The 15,910-nt window shown below is 53.8% G+C and carries 16 protein-coding genes; 1 reads left to right on the forward strand and 15 read right to left on the reverse strand.

Annotated elements, in window-relative coordinates; all coding sequences use genetic code 11:
- Positions 1-287: 287 nt before the first annotated feature.
- From LG383_RS18965 to asnC, 13 genes are all read right to left on the reverse strand, one after another.
- Complete coding sequence (locus tag LG383_RS18965) at positions 288-707, reverse strand: F0F1 ATP synthase subunit epsilon (RefSeq protein ID WP_106995541.1); 420 nt, start codon at positions 705-707, stop codon at positions 288-290.
- A gap of 20 nt (positions 708-727) precedes the next feature.
- Positions 728-2,110 (reverse strand): F0F1 ATP synthase subunit beta, encoded by a 1,383-nt coding sequence (gene atpD, locus LG383_RS18970; RefSeq protein ID WP_106995540.1) that lies wholly within the window; start codon positions 2,108-2,110, stop codon positions 728-730.
- Positions 2,111-2,136: 26 nt separating this feature from the next.
- Positions 2,137-3,000, reverse strand: a complete 864-nt coding sequence (atpG, locus tag LG383_RS18975; protein ID WP_106995539.1) for a F0F1 ATP synthase subunit gamma — start codon at positions 2,998-3,000, stop codon at positions 2,137-2,139.
- Positions 3,001-3,050: 50 nt separating this feature from the next.
- Positions 3,051-4,592 (reverse strand): F0F1 ATP synthase subunit alpha, encoded by a 1,542-nt coding sequence (gene atpA / locus LG383_RS18980; RefSeq protein ID WP_106995538.1) that lies wholly within the window; start codon positions 4,590-4,592, stop codon positions 3,051-3,053.
- Positions 4,593-4,604: 12 nt separating this feature from the next.
- A complete protein-coding gene (atpH, locus tag LG383_RS18985) occupies positions 4,605-5,138 on the reverse strand; it encodes a F0F1 ATP synthase subunit delta (RefSeq protein WP_106995537.1) in 534 nt (177 codons plus the stop codon).
- A 14-nt stretch (positions 5,139-5,152) separates the two neighbouring features.
- The gene (gene atpF / locus LG383_RS18990) at positions 5,153-5,623 is read right to left on the reverse strand and encodes a F0F1 ATP synthase subunit B (RefSeq protein ID WP_032615498.1); all 471 of its coding nucleotides are present in this window, start codon (positions 5,621-5,623) and stop codon (positions 5,153-5,155) included.
- A 53-nt stretch (positions 5,624-5,676) separates the two neighbouring features.
- On the reverse strand, positions 5,677-5,916 hold the full coding sequence (atpE, locus tag LG383_RS18995; protein ID WP_000429386.1) for a F0F1 ATP synthase subunit C: 240 nt from the start codon (positions 5,914-5,916) through the stop codon (positions 5,677-5,679).
- 49 nt (positions 5,917-5,965) lie between these two features.
- Positions 5,966-6,781 carry a F0F1 ATP synthase subunit A gene (atpB, locus tag LG383_RS19000; RefSeq protein ID WP_106995536.1) on the reverse strand — a complete coding sequence of 272 codons (816 nt, stop codon included), beginning with the start codon at positions 6,779-6,781 and terminating at the stop codon, positions 5,966-5,968.
- Positions 6,782-6,789: 8 nt separating this feature from the next.
- The gene (atpI, locus tag LG383_RS19005) at positions 6,790-7,170 is read right to left on the reverse strand and encodes a F0F1 ATP synthase subunit I (RefSeq protein ID WP_166185005.1); all 381 of its coding nucleotides are present in this window, start codon (positions 7,168-7,170) and stop codon (positions 6,790-6,792) included.
- 615 nt (positions 7,171-7,785) lie between these two features.
- Entirely contained in the window at positions 7,786-8,409 is a 624-nt protein-coding gene (rsmG, locus tag LG383_RS19010; RefSeq protein WP_106995534.1) for a 16S rRNA (guanine(527)-N(7))-methyltransferase RsmG, read from the reverse strand.
- Between the two features lie 105 nt (positions 8,410-8,514).
- Complete coding sequence (gene mnmG, locus LG383_RS19015; RefSeq protein WP_106995533.1) at positions 8,515-10,404, reverse strand: tRNA uridine-5-carboxymethylaminomethyl(34) synthesis enzyme MnmG; 1,890 nt, start codon at positions 10,402-10,404, stop codon at positions 8,515-8,517.
- Between the two features lie 373 nt (positions 10,405-10,777).
- Complete coding sequence (gene mioC, locus LG383_RS19020; protein WP_106995532.1) at positions 10,778-11,227, reverse strand: FMN-binding protein MioC; 450 nt, start codon at positions 11,225-11,227, stop codon at positions 10,778-10,780.
- An 89-nt stretch (positions 11,228-11,316) separates the two neighbouring features.
- Positions 11,317-11,775, reverse strand: a complete 459-nt coding sequence (asnC, locus tag LG383_RS19025) for a transcriptional regulator AsnC (protein WP_014172275.1) — start codon at positions 11,773-11,775, stop codon at positions 11,317-11,319.
- Positions 11,776-11,925: 150 nt separating this feature from the next.
- On the opposite strand from asnC, the gene asnA reads away from it, so the two are divergent.
- Positions 11,926-12,918, forward strand: coding sequence for an aspartate--ammonia ligase (gene asnA, locus LG383_RS19030; protein WP_225759922.1), 993 nt, complete (start codon positions 11,926-11,928; stop codon positions 12,916-12,918).
- Here the strand turns inward: asnA and viaA are convergent, their stop codons facing one another.
- A complete protein-coding gene (viaA, locus tag LG383_RS19035; protein ID WP_225759923.1) occupies positions 12,919-14,370 on the reverse strand; it encodes an ATPase RavA stimulator ViaA in 1,452 nt (483 codons plus the stop codon).
- On the reverse strand, positions 14,364-15,860 hold the full coding sequence (gene ravA, locus LG383_RS19040) for an ATPase RavA (RefSeq protein WP_225759924.1): 1,497 nt from the start codon (positions 15,858-15,860) through the stop codon (positions 14,364-14,366). Before ravA ends, viaA begins: the two co-directional genes overlap by 7 nt.
- Positions 15,861-15,910: the final 50 nt, after the last annotated feature.

The raw sequence follows: 15,910 nt of genomic DNA on the forward strand, positions 1-15,910 counted from the left end.
GGTCAGCAATTACAGATTGAACGTACCGAAAGAGACGTTCATGTTGCTGAAAAGGGCGATGATTTTGTTGATGGTTTTCATGATGGCATCCTGATGTTTTTGAAGTTCAGTTATGTGACATACATCACAAAACGGAGTCTACTCCTCAACATTTTGCCGATCAATCATTTTGTGAGCTAAATCACAAAATAATAAAACATCGTTTTGATTTCAGATTTAGTGAAACGAAACCATAAAAAAAAAGCCAGTCTGGAGACCAGACTGGCTTTCGTACTTTCAAGCCGGTGTTACATCGCTTTTTTGGTCAACTCGATAACGCGCAGTTTCGCGATCGCTTTGGCCAGCTCTGCAGACGCCTGAGCGTAATCCACGTCGCCATGAGAGCTCTTGATGTGCTCTTCTGCTTTACGCTTCGCTTCCAGAGCTCGCGCTTCGTCGAGATCCTGGCCACGAATTGCGGTATCAGCCAGTACGGTCACGCTGCCAGGTTGCACTTCAATCATGCCCCCGGACAGATAGATAAACTCTTCATGACCGAACTGTTTAACGATGCGGATCATACCAGGCTTAATGGCGGTGAGCAGTGGGGCGTGACCCGGGAAGATACCCAGTTCACCTTCACTACCCGTTACCTGGATTTTCTCGACCAGACCAGAGAACATTTGTTGCTCTGCGCTGACGACGTCCAGGTGGTAAGTCATTGCCATATCACCCTCCGATTAAGGCGTTAAAGTTTTTTGGCTTTTTCCACGGCTTCGTCGATGGAACCCACCATATAGAACGCCTGCTCCGGCAGGTGATCGTATTCGCCTTCCATGATGCCTTTAAAGCCACGGATGGTGTCTTTCAGCGCAACGTATTTGCCCGGAGAACCGGTAAATACTTCTGCTACGAAGAACGGCTGGGACAGGAAGCGCTGGATCTTACGTGCGCGTGCTACCACCAGTTTGTCTTCTTCAGACAGTTCATCCATACCCAGGATGGCGATGATGTCTTTCAGTTCCTGATAACGCTGCAGCAGGGACTGTACGCCACGCGCGGTGTCGTAGTGTTCCTGACCAACAACCAGTGGATCCAGCTGACGGCTGGTGGAGTCCAGCGGGTCAACGGCCGGGTAGATACCCAGAGACGCGATCTGACGGCTCAGTACCACGGTTGCATCTAAGTGAGCAAAGGTGGTGGCTGGTGATGGGTCAGTCAAGTCATCCGCAGGTACGTATACCGCCTGAACGGAGGTGATAGAACCGGTTTTGGTAGAGGTGATACGTTCCTGCAGAACACCCATCTCTTCCGCCAGGGTCGGCTGGTAGCCTACCGCTGATGGCATACGACCCAGCAGTGCGGATACTTCCGTACCGGCCAGGGTGTAACGGTAGATGTTGTCAACGAACAGCAGTACGTCACGACCTTCGTCACGGAACTTCTCAGCCATGGTCAGGCCGGTCAGCGCAACGCGCAGACGGTTTCCTGGTGGCTCGTTCATCTGGCCGTAAACCAGGGATACTTTGTCCAGAACGTTGGAGTCGGTCATTTCGTGGTAGAAGTCGTTACCCTCACGAGTACGCTCACCCACGCCTGCAAACACGGAGTAACCGGAGTGCTCGATCGCGATGTTACGGATCAGCTCCATCATGTTTACGGTTTTACCCACACCCGCACCGCCGAACAGACCAACTTTACCGCCCTTCGCGAACGGACACATCAGGTCGATAACTTTGATGCCGGTTTCAAGCAGTTCCTGAGAGCTGGACAGCTCTTCATAGGAAGGTGCTGAACGGTGAATAGCCCAACGCTCTTCTTCGCCGATATCGCCTTTCATGTCGATCGGCTGACCCAGGACGTTCATGATACGACCCAGGGTTGCTTTACCTACTGGTACTTCGATTGGGTGCTCGAGATCTTTTACATCCAGACCACGACGCAGACCGTCGGAAGAACCCATGGCGATGGTACGCACGATACCACCACCGAGCTGTTGCTGAACTTCCAGCACCAGCTGCTCATTACCATTCTGAACCTCAAGAGCATCGTACACGCGCGGTACGGCATCCTGAGGGAATTCGACGTCAACCACGGCGCCGATTACCTGGACAATTTTTCCAGTAGCCATCTTGAATCCTCTACGAATTAACCTGGTTATACCGCGGATGCACCACCGACGATCTCGGTGAGTTCCTGAGTAATGCTGGCCTGACGAGCTTTGTTGTATACCAACTGCAGCTCTTTAATCAGGCTGCCGCCATTGTCGGTCGCGGCTTTCATCGCCACCATACGTGCGGCCTGCTCGCTGGCCAGGTTTTCTACCACACCCTGATAAACCTGGGATTCAACGTAACGACGCAGCAGGGTATCCAGCAGCGGTTTCGGATCGGGTTCATACAGGTAATCCCAGGATTTATGCTTCAACTCAGCATCATCTGATGCCGGTAACGGCAGCAGCTGCGTGAGGGTCGGAACCTGAGACATGGTGTTAATAAATTTGTTGTTTACAACGTACAACCTGTCCAGACGGCCTTCATCAAAGGCCTGCAACATCACTTTTACCGGGCCGATCAGTTCGGACAGGGACGGGTTATCACCCATACCGGTCACCTGGGCGACAATATTGCCACCTACGGAATTAAAGAAAGAGACGCCTTTAGAGCCGATCATCGCGATTTCGCTCTGAACGCCTTTATCAGACCAGACTTTCATATCCGCCAGCAGCTTTTTGAACAGGTTAATGTTCAAGCCACCGCACAAACCACGGTCGGTCGACACCACCAGGTAGCCCACGCGCTTAACGTCGCGTTCTTCCAGGTAAGGATGCTTATATTCCAGATTACCGCTCGCAAGGTGACCAATCACTTTGCGCATGGTATCTGCATAAGGACGGCTGGCCGCCATGCGTTCCTGCGATTTACGCATTTTGGACGCGGCGACCATTTCCATCGCTTTAGTGATCTTTTGCGTGTTCTGGACGCTTGCGATCTTACTACGTATCTCTTTTGCGCCGGCCATGAGCTTCTCCTCAATGCCTTGCGGTCTGCCCTAAGACAGACCGCCAGACGTTACCAGGACTGGGTTGCTTTGAAGGAATCGAGCAGGCTCTTCAGCTTGCCTTCGATTTCGTCGTTATAGCCACCGGACTGGTTAATCTCTTGCATCAGCGGAGCGTGGTCACGGTCAGCGAAAGCCAGCAGTGCGGCTTCGAAGCTACCGATTTTCGCCAGTTCTACATCCCCCAGATAACCACGTTCTGCTGCGAACAGTACCAGGCCCTGCTGTGCGACTGACATAGGGGCATACTGTTTCTGTTTCAGCAGTTCGGTCACTTTCTGACCGTGGTCAAGCTGTTTACGGGTTGCATCGTCAAGATCGGATGCAAACTGGGAGAACGCTGCCAGTTCACGATACTGTGCCAGCGCGGTACGGATACCACCGGACAGTTTCTTGATGATCTTGGTCTGCGCTGCACCACCCACACGGGATACGGAGATACCCGGGTTAACTGCCGGACGAATACCGGAGTTAAACAGGTTGGTTTCCAGGAAGATCTGACCATCGGTAATGGAGATTACGTTGGTCGGAACGAACGCAGAAACGTCACCCGCCTGGGTTTCGATGATCGGCAGTGCGGTCAGAGAACCGGTCTGGCCTTTCACTTCACCTTTAGTGAAGTTCTCAACGTATTCCGCGTTAACGCGGGATGCACGCTCCAGCAGACGGGAGTGCAGATAGAATACGTCGCCCGGGAATGCTTCACGTCCTGGTGGACGACGGAGCAGCAGGGAAACCTGACGGTATGCAACGGCCTGTTTGGACAGGTCATCATAAACGATCAGAGCATCTTCACCGCGGTCACGGAAGTATTCGCCCATTGCGCAACCGGCATACGGTGCCAGGTATTGCAGTGCAGCAGATTCAGAAGCGGTAGCCACAACAACGATGGTGTTAGCCAGCGCGCCGTGCTCTTCCAGTTTACGAACCACGTTGGAAATGGTGGACGCTTTCTGGCCGATAGCCACGTACACACATTTGATGCCGGAATCGCGCTGGTTGATGATCGCATCGATTGCCATCGCGGTTTTACCGGTCTGACGGTCACCGATGATCAGCTCACGCTGGCCACGGCCGATTGGGATCATCGCATCAACGGATTTATAACCGGTCTGCACCGGCTGGTCGACGGACTGACGGTCGATTACGCCCGGGGCGATAACTTCGATTGGCGAGAAGCCATCGTTATCAACCGGACCTTTACCGTCGATTGGCGCACCCAGGGTGTTCACCACGCGACCCAGCAGGCCACGGCCAACTGGAACTTCAAGAATACGGCCAGTACACTTAACCTTCATGCCTTCGGCGAGGTCAGCGTAAGGACCCATCACAACTGCACCTACGGAGTCGCGCTCCAGGTTCAGTGCGATAGCGTAACGGTTACCCGGCAGGGAGATCATTTCACCCTGCATACAATCGGCCAGGCCGTGGATGCGGATAACACCGTCGCTTACAGAAACAATAGTACCTTCGTTGTGAGCTTCACTCACAACACTGAACTGAGCAATGCGCTGCTTGATCAGTTCGCTGATTTCGGTGGAATTCAGTTGCATGCTCCAGTCCCCTTAAGACTGCAAGACGTCTGCAAGGCGCTCAAGACGGCCGCGTACGCTGCCATCAATGACCATATCACCCGCTCGGATGATTACGCCCGCCATTACAGACTTATCGATATTGCAATTCAGCTTCACTTTGCGTGACAGACGTTTTTCCATCGCGGCGGTGATTTTCGCAAGCTGTTCGTTACTCAGCTCAGACGCAGAAGTTACCTGAACTTCAACGGTGGCTTCACTGAGGGCACGTAAGTGCTCGAACTGCTCAAGAACATCCGGGAGCGCTTTCAGACGACCATTTTCTGCCATTACCCGAATCAGGTTCTGACCGTTGGTGTCCAACTGCTCACCGCAAATGGCGATGAACGAACTGGCGAGGGTTTCTGGTGCCAGTGCACCTGAAAGCATCTCGGCCATATGTTCGTTTTTCGTTACCTCAGCGGCAAACGCCAGCATGTTCTGCCAGCGATCGACATTTTGGTGTTCGATAGCAAAGTCAAAAGCTGCTTTGGCGTAGGGGCGAGCTACCGTAACAAATTCAGACATCAGCCCCTCCCTCCTTACAGTTCAGCGACAAGTTTGTCCACGATGTCGCTGTTAGCAGCTTCATCCACGGAACGTTCGATGATCTTCTCGGCGCCAGCAACAGCCAGAATCGCGACCTGCTTACGCAGCTCTTCGCGAGCACGTTTACGCTCGGCATCAATTTCTGCCTGCGCTTGCGTCACGATTTTAGTACGTTCCTGTTCTGCTTCAGCTTTCGCTTCGTCCAGGATCTGAGAACGACGTTTGTTCGCCTGCTCGATGATTACCTGGGCTTCCGCTTTCGCTTTTTTCAGCTGGTCGGTCGCGTTGGCCTGTGCAAGGTCCAAATCTTTCTTAGCGCGTTCTGCAGAAGCCAGTCCGTCAGAAATTTCTTTCTGACGTTTTTCGATGGCTGCCATTAAAGGCGGCCATACGTACTTCATGCAGAACCAGACAAAGATAACAAACGCGATGGCCTGGCCGAGGATTGTTGCGTTCATGTTCACAGCACAATACCTCTTTAAATTTACAACTGTGGCTTAGGGTTTAAATCTACTTACTACGCGACAGCAAACATCACGTACAGACCCAGACCTACAGCGATCATCGGGATAGCATCCACCAGACCCATAACAATAAAGAACTGAGTACGCAGCAGAGGAATCAGATCCGGTTGACGCGCTGCGCCTTCCAGGAATTTGCCCCCGAGGATGCCGATACCGATCGCAGCACCGATAGCCGCCAGACCCATCATCACAGCGGCAGCCATGTACAGCAGATCCATATTCAGGTTTTCCATGACAGTCTCCAGTTTGTTTCAGTTAAAACGTAGTAGTGTTGGTAAAGAATCAGTGCTCTTCAGATGCCATCGACAGATAGACGATCGTCAGAACCATGAAGATAAAGGCTTGCAGCGTAATGATCAGGATGTGGAAAATGGCCCAAGGCACATTCAGAATCCACTGTGACCACCACGGCAGAAGACCCGCGATCAGAATGAAAATCAGCTCACCCGCATACATGTTGCCGAACAGTCGCAGACCGAGAGAAATCGGTTTGGACAGCAGGCTAACGCCTTCCAGGATCAGGTTGATCGGAATAAACGCCCAGTGGTTGAACGGCTGCAAGGTAAGCTCTTTCACGAAGCCGCCTACACCTTTCATTTTGATGCTGTAGAAAAGAATCAGGATGAATACGCCCAGTGCCATGGACAGGGTGATGTTCACGTCAGCAGACGGCACCACACGCAGGGCAGGCAGACCGAAGATATGCTCGCCGATAAACGGCAGCAGGTCGATCGGCAGCAGGTCCATCAGGTTCATCAGGAAGACCCACACAAAGACGGTCAGCGCCAGCGGTGCAATCACCTTGCTCTTGCCGTGGTACATGTCTTTGACGCTGCCATGGACGAAGCCAATGATCATTTCGATGAAGGTCTGGAATTTCCCTGGAACGCCGCTGGTTGCACGTTTCGCAACGCCGCGGAAAATGGCCAGGAACAACAGACCCAGTGCCACCGAGAAGAACATGGAGTCGATATTGATCGTCCAGAAGGTGGCTGGGGGGTTATGCGGATCCACCAGCGAGAATGTACGCAGGTCCAGCTGAAGGTTATTCAGATGGTGTCCTATGTAATCCTGCGGCGTCATATTTTCTGAAGCCATGATGCCTTTTACCCTTTGTTATTGATTACAGCTGGCGCCAGAACTTGTACCACCAGCACCAAAACCCACGTCACTATCAGCGGCAGAAAAACCACTTTAAAAACCGCCAGCGCCATCACCAGTAGAGCAAAGGTCAGCAACACCTTACACACTTCGCCCAGAGCGAAGGACCAGGCCATGCGGCCTTTGGCAGGTGTATGCGCCTGATGACGCCAGGCAAAAATCATAAACAACATATTCGGCAAAACGACTGCCAAACCTCCGCTTACCGCAGAGATGCCCCAGAAGGGGTCTTTGAGGCAGAACAGCAATCCACTTGCTATCACCGCCAGAAACTGAATGAACAGAAGCTTACGAGCAACGTTTCGACTCAAGAGCGACACAGACATCACGTTTTTACTCCTGCTCACTTCGAGGTATGTCGCGTGTCGTATAAAACGTCCTTTAGGGCTCAGAGTCAAGCAGCAAAAAGCGGTCAAATTATACGGTGCGTCCCCGTGATTTCAAACAATAAGTAGCGAAAAGGTGAATAAATGTTTAAATATTTTTCCCCGGCGCTATTTCTTAACTTTTCGTCAAACTGTGAATGACTCATCAAAACTGCAAACTACGCGGAAACATTGGCGATAAAGCGTGCACAGGATCACAAAATACACATTTACGATAAGGTCGAATAATTGAAATCAGTAAATCGCTATATTTCATCTTTATGATATTAAAGAGTAATTTAAGTAACTATTTACAAAACAGCCCTGTATACAACAAAAACCTTTTATTGACATTTATAATAAATATTTAACATTACGATCTGGTTACTAACCCCTACTTTTAGCAAGCTGATATTTTCAGGGTTTATTATATTTTGGGTTAACTACACACTCAGGTTAACCCAAAGAAAATCCACAGTAAAAAAGCGGTTAAATTAACGCTGGCTATTTCTTAACCTTCAGACTGTTTTTTAACATACTTAGAACAGCACAATTTCCACATTTTTTATTATTTTTTTAAAAACTGTTTGGCTTAACGATCACCAGATGGCGCTCACCTTCCAGCTGTGGAACGCGTAATTTGATGGCGGACTCCACCTCAAACCCGTCCGGCAGCTGTGCGATTTCATCTTCCGGCAGGATGCCTTTCAGGGCATAAAACCGTCCGTTCTGTGCAGGCAGATGCTTACACCAGCCGATCATGTCGTTGAGCGAGGCAAAGGCCCGGCTGATCACGCCATCAAACGGCGGCTCGGCGGGAAACTCCTCTACCCTACTCTGCACCGGGTAAATATTTTCCAGCTTCAGTTCATGTTGAACCTGGCGCAGGAAGCGCACGCGCTTGCCCAGGCTGTCCAGCAGCGTGAACTGGCATTCAGGACGCACGATAGAGAGTGGAATACCCGGCAGGCCTGGACCGGTGCCGACATCGATAAAACGCTCACCCTGGAGGTGAGGCGCTACGACGATGCTGTCGAGGATGTGACGCACCAGCATCTCGTTCGGGTCGCGTACCGAGGTGAGGTTATAGGCCTTGTTCCATTTGTGCAGCATATCGACATACCCCACCAGCTGATTTTTCTGGTGATCGGTGAGCGAAATACCGGCTTGATCCAGCAGACGAGTGAGTTTGTTAAGCACGGAGAATACCTGTTGAGATGCGTTTTGGCGGGTGGCGCTACGCTTACCCGCCCTACGGAGTTCTGTAGGCCCGGATCGCTACGCATCACCGGGCAGTTCTTACGATTATGCGCTGCGGCGCAGCATACCCTGTTTTTTCAGCCACACCAGCAGAATGGAGATGGCCGCAGGCGTGACGCCGGAAATGCGCGATGCCTGGCCGATGGACGACGGTTTATGGTCGTTCAGCTTGGCGATCACCTCGTTGGAGAGGCCGTTAACCTGACGGTAATCCAGCGTGGCCGGGAGGATCGTGCTCTCGTTACGCTGCTGTTTCTCGATCTCATCCTGCTGACGGGCGATATAGCCTTCGTATTTCACCTGAATTTCGACCTGCTCGGCGGCCTGCACGTCATCCAGACCCGGCGCGAACGGCGTCATCTGGATCAGCTGGTCGTAGGTCATCTCCGGACGACGGAGCAGATCTTCCCCGCTCGCTTCACGGGAAAGCGGCGCAGACAGGTGAGCATTCACTTCGTCTACAGATTCGGTGGTTGGGTTGACCCAGGTGGACTTCAGGCGCTGACGTTCGCGCTCGATGGTCTCCAGCTTCTCGTTGAAACGCGCCCAGCGCGCATCATCCACCAGACCCAGCTCACGCCCTTTTTCGGTCAGACGCAGGTCGGCGTTGTCTTCACGCAGCATCAGACGGTATTCCGCCCGAGAGGTAAACATGCGGTACGGCTCTTTGGTCCCGAGGGTGCAAAGGTCGTCCACCAGCACGCCAAGGTAAGCCTGAGAACGACCCGGCGCCCAGCCCTCTTTCTCGGCAGAGAAACGCGCGGCGTTGAGACCGGCCAGCAGCCCCTGCGCGGCGGCTTCTTCGTAACCGGTCGTGCCGTTGATTTGGCCCGCGAAGAACAGCCCCTGAATAAATTTGCTCTCCAGGGTCGGCTTCAGGTCGCGCGGATCGAAGAAGTCATACTCGATGGCATAGCCCGGACGGACAATCTTCGCATTCTCCATCCCCTGCATCGAACGGACGATCTGCATCTGTACGTCGAACGGCAGGCTGGTGGAGATACCGTTCGGGTAGATCTCGTTGGAGGTCAACCCTTCCGGCTCGAGGAAGATCTGGTGCTGGTTACGATCGGCAAAGCGCATCACCTTGTCTTCGATCGACGGGCAGTAACGTGGGCCGATCCCTTCGATCACGCCGGCATACATCGGGCTGCGATCGAGGTTACTGCGGATCACATCATGGGTTTTCTCGTTGGTGTGCGTGACATAGCACGGCACCTGGCGCGGATGCTGATCCACGTTGCCCATGAACGAGAAGACCGGCATTGGATTGTCGCCGTGCTGTTGTGCCAGCACGCTGAAATCGATAGTGCGGGCGTCAATACGCGGCGGCGTGCCGGTTTTCAGGCGGCTGACGCGCAGCGGCAGCTCGCGCAGACGGCGCGACAGCGGAATGGACGGCGGATCGCCAGCACGGCCACCGCTGTAGTTATCCAGTCCGATATGAATTTTACCATCGAGGAAAGTCCCGACGGTCAGTACGACAGCTTTGGCACGGAACTTCAGACCCATCTGGGTCACGGCACCAACAACACGATCGTTTTCGACGATCAGATCCTCAACCGCCTGCTGGAAGATCATCAGGTTCGGCTGATTCTCCAGCGCGGTGCGTACCGCCTGGCGATAGAGCACGCGGTCTGCCTGTGCACGGGTGGCACGAACGGCAGGGCCTTTGCTCGCGTTTAGTATCCTAAACTGAATGCCGGCATGATCGATCGCGGTGGCCATCAGGCCGCCAAGGGCATCCACTTCTTTTACCAGGTGTCCTTTCCCAATGCCGCCAATCGCCGGATTACAGGACATCTGTCCTAGCGTGTCGATATTGTGTGTCAAAAGCAGGGTCTGCTGACCCATTCGCGCCGCGGCCATTGCGGCCTCGGTGCCTGCATGACCCCCGCCAATGATGATGACGTCAAAAGGATCCTGATAAAACATGGTGGTCTGCCTCGCGTAAAGCGGTAAGAAAATGGATTGAAGCCCGGGCCGTGGATTCTACTCAACTTTAGTCGATCGAGAAAGCACTGGGATCCTGACTATTAAAAAGAAGATCTTCTTATTTAGAGATCTGTTTTATTGTGATCTCTTATTAGGATCGCGGATTTCTGTGGATAAGCCGGATCTCCCGAAGAAGATCATGCGTTTAGAGAGGATCGTTTGCTGTGAATGATCGGTGATCCTGCAACGTATAAGCTGGGATCAGATCGACGACTTATGCACAGCACAAAAAGTAATCATGAGTTGTTCTTGGGATAACTACCGGTTGATCCAAGCTTTTAACCAGAGTTATCCACATCTGATCGCATGATCTTTAATCGTTTTTGAGTAAATTTTTCCATTCAGCCAGCCAAAGTTCCGCTGGATCTTCCGGAATATCGTGATCGAGGATGTTGATCTTCAGCGTTTCACCGATCTGTTGTGCCCCACAGGACTTCAGTTCGGTCTCCACTTTCTCAACGGCACCGCAGAAAGTGTCATATTCCCGGCTACCGATGCCGATCGCCCCAAACCGGACGTTCGCCAGGTCAGGCTGATGCTCTTTTAGCTCTTCATATAAAGGAAGAAGGTTATCCGGAAGATCGCCGGCACCGTGGGTAGAGGTGATCAACAGCCAGATCCCGTCGATCGGCAGATCTTCTAATAACGGTCCGTGCAGCGTTTCGGTGGAAAAACCCGCATCTTCCAGCTTTTCAGCCAGGTGTTCCGCTACATATTCAGCCCCGCCGAGGGTGCTACCGCTAATAAGAGTAATATCTGCCATGGATCGCTCGCTCATATAAAGAGGGATCATTGTACGCTGTGAGCGAGCTGGGATCTACCTGTGGAAAATGTGGGAATGAATTTGCCCGATCAGGGGCGGATGGTACGCATGATCGGGTTCTGCAGGGAGATCAGCGTCTCGGTGGACTGAATTTCATCAATTGTTTGGATCTTGTTGATAAGTACCTGCTGCAGGGCGTCGATCGATCGGCACATCACCTTAATAAAGATGCTGTAGTGCCCGGTGGTGTAGTAAGCCTCGGTCACCTCCTCCAGCGCGTTGAGCTTTGCCAGCGCCGAGGGGTAGTCTTTGGCGCTCTTCAGAATGATGCCGATAAAGCAGCAGACGTCGTACCCCAGCTGTTTCGGGCTAACGTCAATCCGCGCCCCGGTAATGATCCCCGCCTGCTTCATCTTCTCTACGCGAACATGAATGGTGCCCGGGCTAACGCCAAACTGTTTGGCCAGTTCGGCATAGGCCGTGCGGGCATTGGCCATCAGCGCCTCAAGGATGCCGCGGTCCAGATTGTCGATCTGATAATTTTCCATAGCTTTTTCTTATGAAGATTAATGAATAACTCTATTCTAGCGTTTAATTTTAACGAATCAAAAGTCATGACGGAGTTTTATTGTTGGATTATTGAAAGACGTTCTTTTTTGTTGCTTAATCAATGCCAACAGGACGCAGGAGTATAAATAATGAAAACCGCTTACATCGCACAACAACGCCAGATCAGTTTCGTTAAATCCCATTTTTCCCGCCAGCTGGAAGAGAAGCTTGGTCTTATTGAAGTCCAGGCACCGATCTTAAGCCGCGTGGGGGACGGGACGCAGGACAACCTGTCTGGTTGCGAAAAAGCGGTACAGGTAAAAGTGAAAACACTGCCAGACGCCCAGTTCGAAGTGGTTCATTCCCTTGCGAAGTGGAAGCGTCAAACTCTGGGACAACACGACTTCAGCGCGGGCGAAGGGCTTTACACGCACATGAAAGCCCTTCGCCCTGATGAAGACCGTCTTACCGCTATTCACTCTGTGTACGTTGACCAGTGGGACTGGGAACGCGTCATGGGTGATGGCGAGCGTCATACCCGCACGCTGAAAGCGACGGTAGAAGCCATTTATGCCGGGATCAAAGAGACCGAAGCGGCAGTCAGCAAAGAGTTTGGTCTGACCCCGTTCCTGCCGGAAACGATCCAGTTTGTTCATAGCCAGGAGCTGTTGACCCGCTTCCCGGATCTGGATGCCAAAGGCCGTGAACGTGCGATCGCTAAAGAGCTGGGAGCCGTATTCCTGATTGGCATCGGCGGCAAGCTGTCTCATGGTCAGCGTCACGATGTCCGTGCGCCGGATTATGATGACTGGAGCAGCGAAGGTGAAAGCGGCCTCGCCGGTCTGAACGGCGATATCCTGGTGTGGAACCCGATTCTGGAAGATGCGTTTGAGCTCTCCTCCATGGGGATCCGCGTTGATGCCGACGCGTTGCAGCGTCAGCTGGCCATCACCGGGGATAAAGATCGTCTCAAGCTGGAGTGGCACCAGGCCCTGTTGCGCGGTGAGATGCCGCAGACCATCGGCGGCGGCATTGGCCAGTCTCGTCTGACCATGTTACTGCTGCAGCTGTCCCATATCGGCCAGGTTCAGTGTGGCGTATGGCCGCAGCAGGTTCGTGACAGCGTAGATGCGCTGCTGTAATTAGCGTTTCCAGCGCCGCAGCAGGCGGCTACGCAACCCGGTATCAAAGCGCCAGATATGATCGAAGATGCGCATGATGCCGGGTTTTCCATGGGTGGACATCGCCACCGCGTGAAAACGATGCTGATGTTCCCGCTGCAACACCTTCACTTTACTCACCACCTCATCCGGCAAGCGCTGGGCAATAAAATCCGAGATCACCACCGCGTCGGCGTCATACCACTCTCCGCCCTGCATCCGTTCGATAACCGCGCGAAAACAGCTGGCGAGATCGGTCCCGCCGCGAAAGCGCTGGCTTAAGAAGCGGATCGCTTGCTCGAGGCCGTGCTGGCCCGAAAGCTCGTAGCCCACCACCTCGCTGGAAAACAGCATGATAAAGCAGCGCCGCCTGTCAGCGAGTGCCACCCGCATCAGGGCAAGGCAAAAGGCTTTGGCGCACTGCTCGTTAAAGCCGCCCATTGAACCCGAGGTATCCACGCAGACGATAAATGGCCCGCGGGGCTGCTCGTCGAAATCCTGGTGCACGGCCGGGCGCTGGCTGACCTTCTCTCGCCAGGCATCACCCTGCAGGCGATAGGTCAGGAGCTGCTTCTCCACCAGCCGACGGTAAAATTCATACTCCAGTTCCGTAATACCCAGGGTGGCCAGCTCGGGCGGCAGCAGGCGCAGAATGTCGTCGCTCTGCTGCAGCCCGTCCACCTGCTCCGGCACCGTCGCCGGTTCGCGCACCAGGGTGCGGAAGGTTTCCAGCGGGGCATCCTTTTTTGGCACCGACTTCGCCTCCCGGGAGCGGCCCAGCTGTTCCGCCAGCTGCATCAGCTCCGGCTGCTGGGCCAGAAAGTCACCGTAGCGGACGATAAGTTGATAATCACCCCGCTTCAGCTGGCCGGCGCTCATATCCCACAGGCGACCGGCGGCGTTTTCATTTTCCACCAGCACCGGCTCCAGCGCACCGGCTAAGGTCATGCGCTCCTGCACTTCGCTGAGCAGCTGCTCGCGCTCCTCTTCCATTAACTGCTGATTGAGGGAGGTAGCCTGTACCACCAGGCTTAATCGCCAGCGCTGTAAAAACAGGGTATGCAGAGCGGGCGTAAAGGTGGCGTTATCCACCACCAGCTGTCGGGCCTGGCTGGCATAGGGGGAGTGCACCTTGTCCAGCAGGGTTAAAATTTGCGGTAACTGGACGATCAGCTGGGGCGTGGAGAGCAGCTGGCTCTGCTGATAGCACATCACCTCTTCGGTGAGCTCTGGCGGGACGCGGGTATCTTTCAGCCTTTTGCGTAAATTTTCCCGCCAGCGCGGAAGATCGTCGGTGATGGCTGTTTTAAGTCGGGGGAATTTTTCGAAAAAAACCGCCAGCTGTGGCGAGGCCAGCAGAGTCAGGATGATCTCTTCGATCATGCCCTCCTCACCGACGGCGAGCATAACGTTGAGCGTGTCCAGCGTCAGCATTGACGCGCCTGTTTAATTTGGGCGCTTACGTCCTGGAGGCTCGATTCAATCCGGCCCAGCCAGTCGCTGTGGATAAACAGGCATTTTTGCTGCTCGCTGAAGCGGGTGTGCTGCAGGTGCCACTGATTATCCAGCGCTTCCAGTTGCTGTTTGATCTCTTCCGGAACGCTGTCAGAGGCGGTGCCGGGCAGCGCAAGGCGCGATCCCTGCAGGCTGACGTCACGGATCACCAGATGCAGACTGCCGTCCACTTCCATATTCAGCTGCTGGGCAAAGCCGATGCCGTTGAGTTTGCCGCGGATCTCGCCGCCTTTGCTCAGCCACAGCGACAGGGCTTCACGCTCAATGGTGATGTGAATGACCTGCATATCATGGAGCTTAAGCGGCTGCTGGAGGAGCAATGTCAGGGTGGATTCGCTCAGTTCGGTCGGCAATTCGTAGTGCGGGCGGCGGGCAAACATGCCGCTCTGACGGCTGACGCGCAGGGCGGTTTTATCGCTTTGCTGCTGCTGAAGCTGAAGGCGGCGCTGGGTGATGGCCCCGAGCTGGTTCAGCATCTCCTGCTGCCCCCACGCGTGTCCGGTCATCAATATTTCCAGCTGCTGCTGCATCAGATTCATACCGTTAGCGTCATGCCACAGGCAATCTTTCAGCAGGATCAGATCGATAGGAGCAACCGCATCGCGGCCGCTGAACAGGGCGCTGGCCTGCAGGAGACGAATGGCTTTCTTCCAGCGACGATCGGAGACGTAAGGCGCGCCCGGCAGGGCATCCAGCTGCTGGCGCAGCATAAAGACCAGGTCAAATACCGTATCCGGCAGTTTGATTTTGCCAATGTCCTGCTGCCACTGTTGGTACTCTTCATCCGTCACCTGCAGGGCGGCAGGGACAGGGTTATCGTTTTCATCCTGTTGGCTAATCAGCAGCGAGCGGAAGTTCGCTTTGTCCTGCACTTTGTCGAGCCACAGGCGGATCAGCATGCGGTCATATAAGGCTTCGAGGCTGCTGTCGGCTTCCGGCAGTTCGTTGGAGGCCGCCACCAGCAGACGCATCGGGATTTTTTCTTCAAACGCGCCATTGCGGAACCGACGTTCGTTGATGGCGGTGAGCAGGGTATTCAGGATTGCGGGGCCAGCTTTCCAGATTTCATCGAGAAAAACGATCTCCGCTTCCGGCAGATAGCCCGCCGTCAAACGCTCATAGCGTCCTTCATCTTTTAACGCCTGAATGGAGAGGGGGCCAAACACCTCTTCCGGTGTGGAAAAGCGGGTCATCAGATACTCAAAGGCTCTGGCATGCTGAAAGGCAAATTTCAGCCGGCGGGCAATCAGGCTTTTTGCGATGCCGGGCGGCCCCAGCAGAAAGACGCTTTCACCGCTCAGTGCCGCCAGTAAACAGAGGCGGATGGCATGGCTACGTTCAAATAGCCCTTTTTCCAGCGCGCCGCTGAGACGGGAAATTCTTTCTGCTAATAAATGAGTGTGAGCCATAATTGTTTTGCATCCTTTCGCCGTACACCCGGCTAATTGAAGCGAGTATA

Source organism: Leclercia sp. Marseille-Q4284 (genome assembly GCF_916618945.1).
In the GTDB taxonomy this organism is placed as follows: Bacteria; Pseudomonadota; Gammaproteobacteria; order Enterobacterales; family Enterobacteriaceae; genus Enterobacter; species Enterobacter tamurae.

What these genes read in the sequence shown, in the direction of transcription:
- LG383_RS18965 (WP_106995541.1), bottom strand. Translation starts at nt 707, where the DNA reads ATGGCAATGACTTACCACCTGGACGTCGTCAGCGCAGAGCAACAAATG.
- atpD (WP_106995540.1), bottom strand. Translation starts at nt 2,110, where the DNA reads ATGGCTACTGGAAAAATTGTCCAGGTAATCGGCGCCGTGGTTGACGTC.
- atpG (WP_106995539.1), bottom strand. Translation starts at nt 3,000, where the DNA reads ATGGCCGGCGCAAAAGAGATACGTAGTAAGATCGCAAGCGTCCAGAAC.
- atpA (WP_106995538.1), bottom strand. Translation starts at nt 4,592, where the DNA reads ATGCAACTGAATTCCACCGAAATCAGCGAACTGATCAAGCAGCGCATT.
- atpH (WP_106995537.1), bottom strand. Translation starts at nt 5,138, where the DNA reads ATGTCTGAATTTGTTACGGTAGCTCGCCCCTACGCCAAAGCAGCTTTT.
- atpE (WP_000429386.1), bottom strand. Translation starts at nt 5,916, where the DNA reads ATGGAAAACCTGAATATGGATCTGCTGTACATGGCTGCCGCTGTGATG.
- atpB (WP_106995536.1), bottom strand. Translation starts at nt 6,781, where the DNA reads ATGGCTTCAGAAAATATGACGCCGCAGGATTACATAGGACACCATCTG.
- atpI (WP_166185005.1), bottom strand. Translation starts at nt 7,170, where the DNA reads ATGTCTGTGTCGCTCTTGAGTCGAAACGTTGCTCGTAAGCTTCTGTTC.
- mnmG (WP_106995533.1), bottom strand. Translation starts at nt 10,404, where the DNA reads ATGTTTTATCAGGATCCTTTTGACGTCATCATCATTGGCGGGGGTCAT.
- mioC (WP_106995532.1), bottom strand. Translation starts at nt 11,227, where the DNA reads ATGGCAGATATTACTCTTATTAGCGGTAGCACCCTCGGCGGGGCTGAA.
- asnC (WP_014172275.1), bottom strand. Translation starts at nt 11,775, where the DNA reads ATGGAAAATTATCAGATCGACAATCTGGACCGCGGCATCCTTGAGGCG.
- asnA (WP_225759922.1), top strand. Translation starts at nt 11,926, where the DNA reads ATGAAAACCGCTTACATCGCACAACAACGCCAGATCAGTTTCGTTAAA.
- viaA (WP_225759923.1), bottom strand. Translation starts at nt 14,370, where the DNA reads ATGCTGACGCTGGACACGCTCAACGTTATGCTCGCCGTCGGTGAGGAG.
- ravA (WP_225759924.1), bottom strand. Translation starts at nt 15,860, where the DNA reads ATGGCTCACACTCATTTATTAGCAGAAAGAATTTCCCGTCTCAGCGGC.